This window comes from Mucilaginibacter sp. P1_D10, from assembly GCF_056406215.1.
The window spans coordinates 157,132-170,318 of the sequence record NZ_JBFUAP010000001.1; the positions used below are offsets into that span (position 1 = coordinate 157,132).

Below are 13,187 nucleotides of genomic sequence, written 5' to 3' on the forward strand. Positions count from 1 at the left end.
TATTTAACATCTTTTAACGGTTTGATAGTTCATGGTTGATGGTTCATAGTTCATGGAAGGAGGGATTGTTCCGCCGCGCCAAGTGTCGACACTTGACGAGGCGGCTCCGCCAAAAACAACCTTGTGCAGCTACCATGAACTATGAACCATTATCTATGAACTCTTCAATAGTTCATGGTTCATAGATAATGGTTCATGGAAAGAAAGCTTAGTTCATTATTATGTACAAGTAGCTCATGCAGCAGCCCGCGTCGTGCAGCTACCATGAACTATGAACCATTATCTATGAACTAATTTATTAACTTTGATTTTACAGTAACGACAAGGATGCAGCGTACAGGCAAGCAAGTAGTTAGGAAGGGTAGGCCGATAGGTCGATTTTGCATATCAGCCTGCCTGTTGTTTGTGTTGTGCTTTGCGGGGCAGCTAAGAGCGGCTGATGACCTAGACAGCCTGCAACGGGTTTTGAACCGCGCCATCGAAAATAAGGCCCAGACCGAGCAGGCCAAGCTTCGCCATATCCAAACCTTAAAAGCGCAATTGGTAAAAGACTACGCCGATTTAAGCGCGCGCTACGTGAATTACCAGCGGTTGTTCGATGCCTATAAATCCTTTGTGCACGATTCTGCCTACGTGTACTGCCAGCGGCTAAACAGCTGCGCCCACCTGCTTAAGGATGCCAATAAGATAAACTATGCCAAGGTGAATATGAGCTTCGTGCTGGTTTCTGCCGGGATGTTCAAAGAAGGGTTGGATACCCTGAACAAGGTGGACGTGAAACAACTGAATGCCGGTCAGCGTTACGAATACCTGTTTTTGCAGGCCCGCAGCCATTTCGACCTGGGCGACTACGATAAAATCGACGATTATTACCAAAAGTATAGCACCATCGGCCTCGCCTATTGCGATTCTATCATCAACTCCACCCGGCCCGGCACCTATGAGTACCTTTCGGCTACGGGGCTTAAGGCCTTGCGCACCGGGCGTTACCAGTTTGCGCTGGAGCCTTATACCCAAATAATGCGGATGCCGCAGTCGTACCAGGATAGCGCCATCAACTTCAGTTGCCTCAGTTATATATATAAGGAACTGCACAGGCCGCAGCAGTCCCTCAGCAACCTGATGCGGGCGGCCATCATAGATAACATGCATTCTACCAAGGAGGCGGTGGCCCTCACCAACCTGGCCGAATACTATTACCAGCAAGGCGATGCCAAAACGGCCTTTACCTATATCAACAGCGCTATAGACGATGCCAACTTTTACGGTGCCCGCCACCGCGAGGCGCAGATAAGCAGCATTATGCCCATCATCCAAACCGAGAAGATAAACGGCATAGAAAAGCAGAAACGCTCGTTGATGATATACGCATCCATCATCACCTCGCTCATCGTGGTGGTTATCATATTCAGCGTTATTACCGTGCGGCAGCTCAAAAAGCTGCGTATTGCCGATGAAATCATCGTGAACAAGAACCAGGAACTGAACGTGGTCAACAACTCGCTTACGCAGGTAAACAAGGTGTTGGATGGTGCAAACCGCTCCTTATCAGGCATGAATACCAAGCTGGATGAGGCTAATATGATCAAGGACGAGTACATCGGCTACTTCTTCAATATCCACTCAGATTATATAGAAAAGCTCGACAGGCTGAAACGCACTATCGATAAAAACATGAAAGAGAAGCGCTACGAAGAGGTTACGCTGATCATAAATAAGCTCAATACCAACTTCGAGCGCGAGAACCTCTCGCATAGCTTCGATAAAGTGTTCCTCAATATCTTCCCCAACTTTGTGGATGATTTCAACGCGCTGTTCCCCGCCGACCATCGGGTGCATCTCCATAACGGCGATTTGCTGAACACCGAGTTGCGCATCTTCGCCCTGATACGTTTGGGGATAGACGAAAACGAAACCATTGCCAAAATCCTGAACTACTCGCTCAATACCATCTATACTTACAAAACCAAAGTGAAGAACCGGTCTTTCGTACCCAACGAAGAATTCGAAGAACGCATCATGCTGATAAAGGCGGTGAAAGAAGTTGCCGATTTTATTTAGTGGTCCGTCCCAAAAAACTAAGCCCTCCCGGGTTGTCGATCAGCCGCGCCTAAAGGCCATTTTTATCTCCAAAAAAGCGCGAAAAAAGTACCAAAAAAACATCTATTGTTATAAAAAACAGTAGAAAAACGCAGGTTTTCGCTTTCCAACGCAGCGCTATTTTCTATATATTTCTCGCTTGTTTTTTATTTTAAGTGATTGATTATCAAATTGATAAAAAGGCAATTATCCAATTATTTTTAATATAGCCCTCTCGCAGCATAAACAACCGAATTAGCCCTCCTATATCTTTGGACAAGCCAAACCTACGCAATCTGTCGGTCGGTAAAACCAATTATTAAAACCAATTTTCTATGAACAAAGTTTACTTATTTAAGTACGGCCTGTCCGTGCTGTTCCTTATTTGCACGTTAACAACTTTTGCCCAGAAAGCACGCTTCAGCGGCACTGTTGTAGATGAGCATAACCTGCCTTTACCCGGCGCAACGGTGGCGGTAAAAGAAACCGGCCAAACCACCTCAGCCGATAAAGATGGCGCTTTCAGCATCGCCAACAGTAACCTGCAAACGGTTACTGTAACGGTTAATTTTTTGGGTTACGATGCTGCGGAACGGGTACTGGTTGCAAATCAGCCACTTAAAGTTGCCCTAACCCCCAACCAACGCTCGCTGGCCGAGGTAGTAGTAGTGGGTTACGGCACGGTGAAAAAAACCGACCTTACCGGCTCGGTATCAACCATCGGCAGCAAGGATTTGAACCCCGGGCCTATTACCAACCCACTGCAGCAGCTGGCAGGTAAAGCCGCAGGCGTAAACGTTACCCAAACGGGTAGCGAGCCGGGCACAGCGCCAAGCGTGCGCATCCGGGGTACCACATCGCTCATCGGTGGGAACGACCCATTGGTGGTGATTGACGGCGTACAGGGTAATATGGACCTGTTCAAACAAGTGCCCCCAAGCGAAATTGAATCGGTAGATGTGTTGAAAGATGCCTCTGCTACAGCTATTTACGGCTCACGTGGTGCGCCCGGCGTTATCATTGTTACTACCAAAAAGAACCGCAACGGCAAATCTACGGTAGAGTACTCTACAAGCGTTTCTGTAGACGTTATAGGCAAGAAACTGGAGCTGCTGAACGCCGACCAATGGTGGGAGCAGGCCCAGAATTACGGCGTACCGGCATCTGCCAACCACGGCTCCAATACCGATTGGTTTAGCCTGCTTACCCGCAACGGCTACACCCAAAACCATACGCTGGCCTTCGGTGGCGGTGCAAACAGCTTCAACTACCGTGCTTCGTTAACAGCTATTTTGCAAAATGGTATCGTTATCAATTCAAACTACAAAAACTATATCGGCAGGATAACCGCTACCCAAAAGGCTTTGGATGACCGCCTTACGCTCACCATGAACCTGAACAGCGGTATAGACAACGCCCGCTACAGCCCGCCAAGCATAGGCCGTGCAGCGTTTACCTCCAACCTCATCAGCAACGCCTATGTGTCAAAGCCTACGGATCCGGTGCTGAACGCCGATGGTAGCTACTATTCGGACCCTAACGTGTTCCAGTACATCAACCCTTATGCGGTTGCGCAAACCGTTAAGAACGATGTAAAGGCAAACAGCCTGTTCGGTAGCTTACGTGCCGATTTGCAACTGTACAAAGGCCTGTCTGCAGGTTGGTTCGGTAGCTGGCGTAAGGTCGACGGCAACACCGGCTACTATTTGCCGGCGATGTCTACCGTGTCTACAGCTATCGACAATCAAGGTATCGCCAATATCAGCAACTATCATCAGGACGAGAAGCTGAGCGATATCAGCTTAAGTTACAAAACAGATTTCGGAAAGCACCATCTGGATGCGATTGCGGTTTACGAGTACCAGATACAAACGTACAACGGAAACTTTTCGCAGGCGAAAGGCTTTATCAACGATATTGCCACCTACAACGCCCTGCAATTAGGCGATCTGAGCAAAGTAACCCCCGGCGATTTTTCATCCTACAAAAACGACCGCAGCCTGCTATCGTACCTCGGCCGGGTAAACTACTCGTTCGCTAATAAATACTTGCTTACGGCCAGTTTCCGCCGCGATGGTTCATCGGTATTCGGTGCCAACCATAAGTTCGGTAACTTCCCTTCAGCATCTATTGCCTGGCGCTTGGACCAGGAAGGTTTCATGAAGAACCAGCGCGTTTTCAGTTCATTGAAGTTGCGCGGAGGTTACGGTGTTACCGGTAACCAGCAGGGCCTGGCTCCGCAGAACTCACTGCAATTGGTGGGTTACTCTGGCGTTACGTATTTCGGTGGGCAAAGCATTACCAACTTCGTTATTAGCCAGAATGCTAACCCCGATCTGCGTTGGGAAACCCGTAAACAGGCCAATATCGGTATAGATTTTACTATCCTTAACGACAGGCTGAGCGGTACCATAGATGCCTACACCGCAAAAACCGATAACCTGCTGTACAACTACGCTGTGCCGCAGCCGCCATATCCTTACGGCAGTATTGCAGCCAACGTAGGCAGCCTGCAAAACCGTGGTGTCGAGCTTACTTTAAGCTACACCGCCATCAAAACCGCTACTACTACGCTTACGCTTGCGGGCAACGCATCGTACATTAAAAACAAGGTGCTTAACCTAAGTGGCTCTATCAACGGCGTGCCGCTGAATACCGATTACGTGGGCTGGGGCGGCAATTCGTACCTCATCAAAGGCAAACCGATTGGCACCTACTACATTTTGCAGCACAAAGGCAAGGATGCATCTAATGCCGAAACCGTGGTAGACCAAAATGGCGATGGCATCATCGACCAGGGTAACCAAAGCCCGGATAGGGTGTTCGAGGGTTCGGCACTGCCTACTTATACCTACGCATTTACGCCAAGCTTCCGGTACAAAAACTTCGATGCATCTATGGTGTGGAGAGGATCTGGAGGCAACAAGATTTACAACGGCATACGCCCAAGCTTCAGCTATTTCGAAAACCTGGGTAAATCTAATGTGCTGGCGAGCGCTGTGCCGCTTGGCTTATTCACCTCGCAATATGGGTCGGATTTGTGGTTAGAGAACGGTGCCTTCCTGCGTTTCGAGAACCTCTCGTTCGGGTATAGCATCAACACTGCTAATAACAAATACATCAGCTCGCTGCGCGTATCGTTAACCGGGCAAAACCTGGCGCTGATAACCGGCTACACCGGCGTGGACCCCGAGATAAACCTGAGTGGTGGTAACGGGACGGGCTACGATGGCGGTATTTACCCGCGTACCCGTACATTCTCTGTTGGATTAAATGTGGTTTTAAAATAATACGATCATGAAAAAAATATTAACGAGCATTTTAATCATAGGCCTTGGCGCAGGTTGCACCAAGGTTAATGAAAAGGTGTATGATAAATACCCGGCAGGGGAGTTCTATGGCTCTGCAAAGGGAGCCAATGTTGCGCTGGCGAATGTGTATTCACAAGTAGGCGGCAACTGGGGCGGTGTTGGCTATGCCGGCGCGGATAACGGCTGGTACGACTTGAATGCCATGAGCAGCGATGAGCAGGTGATACCCCACCGCAACACAGGCGATTGGCAGCTTGATTTTGCCATACTTTACCAGCGCCAGTGGCTGCCCAACATGGGTATCATCAGCAACACCTGGAACTGGCTGTACAAATCTATCTACACCGCAAACCTGGCAGTAGACCAATTGACCAGCTCGGGCGCCGACGCATCAAAAATTGCGGAAGCCAAAACTCTGCGCGCGTTCTTCTACTATTTGCTGATAGATGATTTTGGCTCGGTACCTTTTTATACCGATAACAACATCACGGTAGATAAGTTGCCGCAAGCCAGCCGTGCAGATGTGTACAATTTCATCGTAAAGGAGCTTACCGAAAACGTAGACAGGCTATCTGAAACCAAAGGCGGTGAGTATTACGGCAGGTTCAACAAATGGGCGGGCTATGCGCTGCTGGCAAAGGTTTACCTCAATGCCGAGGTGTACACAGGTACTGCGCATTGGCAGGATTGCCTTAACGCCTGCAACAAGATAGCAACCGGCGGTTTCTCGCTGCATCCTGGTGGTGCAAACGCTGCTAGTCCGCTGGGTTACCAGTATTACGAGCTTTTCGGTAACCAAAACCCTACCGACGAAACCATCTTGTCTATTTATGTAACGGTGGATATCGTATCGAGGAATATCCTCTCTATCCGGAGTTTGAACGGGCCAAATTTCCAGGCAACATTCGGCTACAGCGGCTGGAACGGTTCCATCATCCCGCAGGAGTATTACGATAGGTACGATAATGCCGATGTCCGCAAGAAACAGTTCTTAATCGGGGCGCAATCCGGCGGGGTGAATTACAGCGAAACGGTAAGCTCTTTGGATGACCCGGGCGCAGCGCCTAACGAAGGCGTACGCGACTTGAAGTTTTACCCGGTGGCCCCAATGAACGGCGGCGGCGCATCAAACGATTTCCCTATTTACCGCTATGCCGATATCCTGCTGATGCAGGCAGAATGCAACGTACGTTTGGGTAATGCCGGTGCGGCCAAGCCATTTGTAGATCAGGTAAGGCAGCGCGCAGGCTTAGGTGCATTAGCTGCAAACCCAACGCTTACCGATATATACAACGAGCGTGGCTTCGAGCTTAATTGGGAGGGCCATCGTAGGCAGGATATGATCAGGTTCGGAACATTTACCCTGGCGCATGGCTTCGTGCCCGCCGTAGCAGATTTCCGCAAGCTGTTCCCGATACCTACCTCGGCGCTGAACACAAACCCATCGTTGAAACAAAATCCAGGTTATTAACCCATGATATCCATTATGAAAAAGTTCATATACCTCTCATTAGCAATGCTATGCGGCCTGGCATATGGTTGCAAAAAAGATGCTGTGGTCACAAAACTGGCAACGGTGGGCTTTGGTTCGTCGATTACCGCCTCAACCGGCACAGTAACCCTCACCAAGGCCAATGATACCACATCGGTGCTCACGCTATCCTGGCCGGCTGTTACTTATCCCATCAAAGCATCGGTTACCTATACATTACAGGTAGATGTACCCGCCGATACCGTAGGTACAGCAGCCTGGGCAAACGCCAGCAACATTACCATCGGTAACGATGCGCTAAGCAAATCATACAAAGGCAAGGACCTTAACGCTCTGGCCATATCAAAAGGGCTGGCAACGGGCGCAGCAGGTACGCTGGTTTTCAGAGTACGCGCTTACCAGGACCAATATGCTTTTACCAAACCCGTAGTAGTAGCCGTAACGCCTTACGCGGCAGCGCCAGTAATACCGGTGCTGTACATACCGGGTGCTTACCAGGGCTGGTCGCCGGGTACAGCGCCGGTTGCGGCAGCATTGAAGCCGAAGATTTACGAAGGCTACGTGTACATGCCTACGGCCGATAACTATTACTTTAAGTTCACCAGTTCGCCGGACTGGGACCATATCAACTATGGCGATGCAGGCGGCGGCACTATTACCGAAGATGGTTTGGCCGGCGGCCTGGTTTCGCCGGGTCCGGGTTATGTGCAGGTGGCTATCAACCTCAATGCTAAAACCTGGAGCGCAGTGCCAACCACATGGGGCATCATAGGCGATGCCACGCCAGGCGGATGGGGCGGCGATACCGACATGAGCTACGATGTTGCTAAACAAGTATGGACGCTTACCTGCGATATGAGCGCATCGGGTTCGTTCAAATTCAGGGCAAACCATCAGTGGGTGATAGATTTTGGTATTACCAAAGGCGAGGGCAAATTAGCTTACGCGGACAATCCGGTATTTGGTTACAATGGGGATTTAGATAACCTGAGCGTGCCAACAAGCGGCAATTACACCATTACGCTGGACCTGCACGACCCAACCAACTACACTTACAAGTTAAAGAAAAATTAACGCATCGGGCGGCTGCTTGCTGCCGCCCGATATTAGCCAACAAAAAAATGAGCCATAACATTAAACAAATGATAACTAATACGTTATTGGCGTTTGTTATTACTTTTTTCAGCTTTTGCAAAAAGGATGATAAAACTCCCGCCATTGTTCCAGATAACTCTTACCCGCAGTACGGCACGGCCTACACGGGCGTAGTAAGCCCACAGGATGCCATTATTTACCAGGTAAACCTGCGCGCCTTTAGTGCCGATGCCAGCTTTAAAGGCGTAACCGCCCGGCTTGATGCTATTAAAGATTTAGGCGCCACCGTAATTTACCTGATGCCGGTTTACCCCGTTGGTGTGCTGAACTCTGCAGGGGGCCTCGGCTCGCCGTATTCGGTGAAGGATTATAAGGGCGTTAACACCGAGTTCGGTACCCTTGCAGATTTGCAGGCGCTTGTAGCCGCCGCGCACGACCGTAATATGACCGTAATACTGGATTGGGTAGCCAACCACACCAGTTGGGATAACGCCTGGATTGCTAACAAAAGCTGGTACAAGCAGGATGCCAAAGGCAACATTATCTCCCCGCCGGGCACCGGCTGGGCCGACGTAGCGCAGCTGGATTTTAGTAACAAGGATATGCGCGCTGCGATGATAGATGCCATGAAATACTGGGTTTACACAGCCAATGTGGACGGTTTCCGTTGCGATGCGGCTGATTTTGTGCCTTTCGATTTTTGGAAAGAAGCGAATGATGCCTTACGCACCATCACTACGCACAAATTGCTGATGCTGGCCGAGGGTACCCGTAACGACCATTTCAAAGCAGGCTTTAACCTGGTTTATGGTATGGGTTATTACTCTGGCCTGGAGAGCAAGGTTTACGGCACAGGTGCCTCGGTAACCACCCTGCAAGATCTGAACACCAGCGAATATGCCACCGCATACCGTGGCTCGCAAGTGGTGCGCTACATTACCAACCACGATGTGTATAACAGCGATGGCAGCCCCATTAACCTGTATGGCGGCAAGAACGGCTCGCTGGCGGCATTTGTGGTAACGGCCTATATGAAAGGCGTACCGATGATTTACACCGGCCAGGAAGTAGGCACCACCCGCGGCATGGATTTCTTTTACCACACCCCGGTAGACTGGACCATAAACGCAGACCTGACTGCTGCCTACAAAAAGATACTCAACTTTAGAAAAAACAGCGATGCCCTCAAAAACGGCGATCTGGCGGTGTACAGCAGCGACGATGTGGCTGCTTTTACCAAGGTAACCGATAAAGAGAAAGTACTAGTGATAGATAACCTGCGCAATAATAACGTAACCTATAATCTGCCTGCAAGCATAAGCAAAACAGGTTGGAAGGACGCTTTCACAGGTGCATCGGTTACCCTGACAGACAAATTATTCGTTACGCCATACCAGTACCTGGTGCTTACACAATAGTATCAAGGATAAAATTGAAGATTGATTTATTTGATTGGTGATAGTTAAATTGGTAACGCCCCGGGATGAGATCCGGGGCGTTTTTTGCGTGTTTTGCGGTAGCATGCCATAAATGTTTATAGCTTTGGCTCATTGGTATGAAAAATTTCCTGAAGATAGTAGCCATTGATGAATACTCCATTACGCCCAAGTATGCGCAATTGGTGAACTCTATTTTGCGGGGCATAGAGCTGGGCAGCATAGAGTTGGGGGATATTTTGCCATCTATAAACGACTTTAGCACTGCGCTGGAATGTTCGCGCAATACCGTGGAGCGGGCCTATAAAGAACTCAAGAAAATGAAGGTGGTGGAATCTGTAGCGGGGAAGGGCTACTTCATTACCGGGCACCAGTTTAAGCAGCCGCTAAAGGTAATGTTGCTTTTCAATAAGCTGAGCAGCCACAAAAAAATCATGTACGATGCCTTTGCCGATACGCTGGGCGGCCATGCAGCTATCGATTTTTACATCTACAACAACGATTTCAACTTCTTCAAAAAACTTATAGCGGATAAGATCAACAGTTACGATAAGTTCGTCATCATACCCCATTTTATTGAAAGCGCCGGGCGGGCCAACGAGGTAATCAACACCATCCCGAAGGAAAAATTGATACTGATGGATAAGCTGGAACCGGGCGTAACGGGAGAGTTTGGTGCTGTGTATGAGGATTTTGCGCGTGATATATACCAGGCCCTGCAATTGCTGCTGGATAAACTGGCCAAATACCATACGCTGAAGATTATCTTCCCCGAGCATTCTTACTTTTCGAGGGATATTTTATCGGGGTTCCTGAAGTTTTGCCGGCAGTACGCTTTCGAATACCAGGTTATCCCCTCGCTGGAGGGCGAGGTAATCAAAAAAGGCACGGCCTATATCAACTTAACCGAGGCTGACCTGGTGGAACTCATCGAACAGCTTATCCTTTCTAAAATTACCGTAGGCACCGATGTCGGCGTGATATCCTACAACGAAACGCCTATAAAACGAGTTATACTAAACGGCATCACCACCATTTCTACCGATTTTAAGCTGATGGGCGAGAAAGCCGCTGAACTGGTGCTCAATAATTCGGCCGGGCATATCGTTATCCCGTTCCAGGTAATCAACCGCAATTCGCTGTAAAATTTCGTGTTTATTTCCTTTTAACTGGCGTAGAACACGGGTGTCAGATAAAAAATAGTATCGATAAAATAAAGTACACCATCATAGGTGAGTACATTTTCATCGTGAAGGTCCTCAAAGATTAGGCCTAATTCGGTATTAAAATAATCATTATTGCGTTTGTGCCTGAAGCCGTTATATTCCAGGAAATCTTTGACAATTGTAGTATCAGTTGTTTCGTTCGAACGGATAAACTTTTGTTTAACTACCGCTTGCCATATTCCTTCTATCAAACAAAAGCCTAAAAAGGTATAGGCCGTGGCAGGAAAGAAATAATTGTGTATCAGCAGGCTATTTAAGTAATCGAGCCAGCATTCATAAAAAATAGTGGTATTTGTTTTAACGACATGCATATCGTCGAAACGATAAACCTTTTGTTCCGCACCTTTGCCAATAAGATTTGTTGCGATAATTGGCGGCCCGTGATAATAAAACCGCTCTCCCCAAAAAGCTAAGAGTGCTGCTGTTTCTTGATTTTTGAAACGCTGCTGTTTTTCAACTGGGTTACTTGTTTCCGCATATCTTCTAAGGAAGCTTTGGGCTGCTTTGAGCTGGCTGCCTGGGCAAGTTTGTTCATTTCTGAGAATGATATCCTGTAATTCATCTTTCTTAATCTCCATTTAAACAATAATCAAATATACAATTTGCAATGCTTTCTTCAAAGGCCTCATTAAACGCACAAAAATCTCTCGGTTAAGGTGGGCTATTACTCGGAAGTGTTTTCTCTTTTTTCCAAGAATAATGGTTTTTCTGGGGGATGTCTTACAAGGGGGATAGTTGAGGACAGTTGTATAGATTGTTAAGTCTATTTTGCCCTTGTATTATAAACCAACCAGTTTTAAACCATTCAGGCATGTTCAGCGTAGTATTTTTAGGAGTAGTGTTCCACTTCATAGGTGGCTTTGCGTCGGGTAGTTTTTATATCCCCTATAAAAAAGTAAAAGGCTGGTCCTGGGAGAGCTTTTGGATAGTGGGAGGCATCTTCTCCTGGCTCATCGTACCACCAATCGCGGCCTGGCTTACCATACCCGATTTTATGGGTATCATCAAGGCAACCGATGGGCAGATATTGCTGCTCACCTACTTCTTCGGCTTGCTGTGGGGGATAGGGGGGCTTACCTACGGGTTGGGCGTAAGGTACCTCGGCGTATCGCTGGGCAGCACTATCATATTAGGCCTTTGCGCGGTGTTCGGCTCCATAATTCCGTCGGTTTATTATAATTTCTATCCAAAGGAGGGCAAGGATACTTTCAGCATGATGCTGCATAACCCCTGGGGGCAGTGGGTGCTTGCAGGTATCGTGGTATGTGTTATTGGCATCATCATTTGCGGCAGGGCCGGTACTTTGAAAGAAGCTGATCTGGCTAAAGGACGGGCCGATGTGGCCGATAATAAAGATTACCGTTTTGGGCTGGGGATATTCGTGGCTATCGTATCGGGCGTGCTGAGCGCCTGCTTCAACTTTGGCATAGAGGCCGGCAAAACCATGGCCGATACCGCTAACGAGGTATGGAAAGCATCGCACCCCGGGCCGGGCAACTTCCTGTATCAGAATAATGTTACCTACGTGGTTATTTTATGCGGCGGGCTAAGCACCAACCTCGTATGGTGCATAATATTGAACGCACGCAACAAAACATTTAGCAACTATACCGATAAACAGAAACCGCTGCTGAAGAACTACCTTTTCTGTGCCCTGGCGGGTACTACCTGGTTCTTGCAATTCTTTTTCTACGGCATGGGCGAAAGCAAGATGGGCAATGGTGCCAGCTCCTGGATACTGCATATGGCCTTCATCATCCTCATTGCCAATACCTGGGGCCTGCTGCTGAACGAGTGGAAAGGCGTGGGTAAAAAGGCCCGGTACACGGTTACGGCGGGCATTGCCACCATCATCCTGTCTGTACTCATCGTAGGCTATGGTAATTCGCTTAAATAGGATGCACATTAAGTGTCTTTTGATGCAATGTAATACAAATTGTAATGTTTAACTTTGCAGGCAAATACATCTACAGAATTTGATATTTGCCAAATGCCCCGCGGTAAATTATCTTTTATTTGCCTGATTTAGTACACATTACAATAGAAATGGTTAAAATATTCGTTAGTGGTTTTTCTTTGGATATAACCGAAATGGAACTTGTTCAGATGTTCGACCCGTATTGCCGCGTGGTGACCATCAAAATAGTGAGAGATAAAAAAACAAGGATATGTAAGGGCTATGCCTTTTTAGAAGTAGCTACCGAAGAGGATGCAGAAAATGCTGTAAACGAACTGGATGGCAGCCCGATAGGCGACCGTTTCCTGACCGTGAAAATTACCCGCGAAGAAGACGTAAAGAAGAAGCCTGCACCATCATCTTTCAGCAGGAGGCCTGCGACTACTTCAAATTACGCAAGGGTTGAACGCCAGCCCACCGATGCCGTGTCGGGTACAGGCTTGAGGCCAAGGCGTCCGCGCAACAATAAATAAAACAACATCCATAGTAAATGCTAAAGGCCTTCGATATTTCGGAGGCCTTTGCCATTTACAGCAATTGAACAGGGCGATTATACCTGCGACGCTTTTTGGGACCTTGAACCAATACTCG

The 13,187-nt window shown here is 48.2% G+C and carries 9 protein-coding genes; 8 read left to right on the plus strand and 1 reads right to left on the minus strand.

Annotated elements, in window-relative coordinates:
• Window positions 1–405: 405 nt before the first annotated feature.
• The 6 genes from AC1DYT_RS00735 to AC1DYT_RS00760 all read left to right on the plus strand — a co-directional run bounded on the left by AC1DYT_RS00735 (window position 406) and on the right by AC1DYT_RS00760 (window position 10,558).
• Window positions 406–2,061, plus strand: a complete 1,656-nt coding sequence (locus tag AC1DYT_RS00735; protein WP_477468091.1) for a DUF6377 domain-containing protein — start codon at window positions 406–408, stop codon at window positions 2,059–2,061.
• A 353-nt stretch (window positions 2,062–2,414) separates the two neighbouring features.
• Window positions 2,415–5,369, plus strand: coding sequence for a SusC/RagA family TonB-linked outer membrane protein (locus AC1DYT_RS00740; RefSeq protein WP_477467750.1), 2,955 nt, complete (start codon window positions 2,415–2,417; stop codon window positions 5,367–5,369).
• 7 nt (window positions 5,370–5,376) lie between these two features.
• Window positions 5,377–6,861, plus strand: a complete 1,485-nt coding sequence (locus tag AC1DYT_RS00745) for a RagB/SusD family nutrient uptake outer membrane protein (RefSeq protein ID WP_477467751.1) — start codon at window positions 5,377–5,379, stop codon at window positions 6,859–6,861.
• A 15-nt stretch (window positions 6,862–6,876) separates the two neighbouring features.
• On the plus strand, window positions 6,877–7,956 hold the full coding sequence (locus AC1DYT_RS00750; protein ID WP_477467752.1) for a SusE domain-containing protein: 1,080 nt from the start codon (window positions 6,877–6,879) through the stop codon (window positions 7,954–7,956).
• 68 nt (window positions 7,957–8,024) lie between these two features.
• The gene (locus tag AC1DYT_RS00755; protein WP_477467753.1) at window positions 8,025–9,395 is read left to right on the plus strand and encodes an alpha-amylase family glycosyl hydrolase; all 1,371 of its coding nucleotides are present in this window, start codon (window positions 8,025–8,027) and stop codon (window positions 9,393–9,395) included.
• 137 nt (window positions 9,396–9,532) lie between these two features.
• Window positions 9,533–10,558, plus strand: coding sequence for a GntR family transcriptional regulator (locus tag AC1DYT_RS00760; protein WP_477467754.1), 1,026 nt, complete (start codon window positions 9,533–9,535; stop codon window positions 10,556–10,558).
• A 20-nt stretch (window positions 10,559–10,578) separates the two neighbouring features.
• On the opposite strand, the gene AC1DYT_RS00765 is transcribed toward AC1DYT_RS00760, so the two are convergent.
• Window positions 10,579–11,217, minus strand: a complete 639-nt coding sequence (locus AC1DYT_RS00765) for a putative polyvalent protein kinase domain-containing protein (protein ID WP_477467755.1) — start codon at window positions 11,215–11,217, stop codon at window positions 10,579–10,581.
• 233 nt (window positions 11,218–11,450) lie between these two features.
• Here AC1DYT_RS00765 and rhaT point away from each other — a divergent pair, with 233 nt between their 5' ends.
• A complete protein-coding gene (rhaT, locus tag AC1DYT_RS00770) occupies window positions 11,451–12,536 on the plus strand; it encodes an L-rhamnose/proton symporter RhaT (protein ID WP_477467756.1) in 1,086 nt (361 codons plus the stop codon).
• Between the two features lie 149 nt (window positions 12,537–12,685).
• Complete coding sequence (locus AC1DYT_RS00775) at window positions 12,686–13,069, plus strand: RNA recognition motif domain-containing protein (RefSeq protein ID WP_477459518.1); 384 nt, start codon at window positions 12,686–12,688, stop codon at window positions 13,067–13,069.
• The last annotated feature ends 118 nt before the right edge of the window (window positions 13,070–13,187 follow it).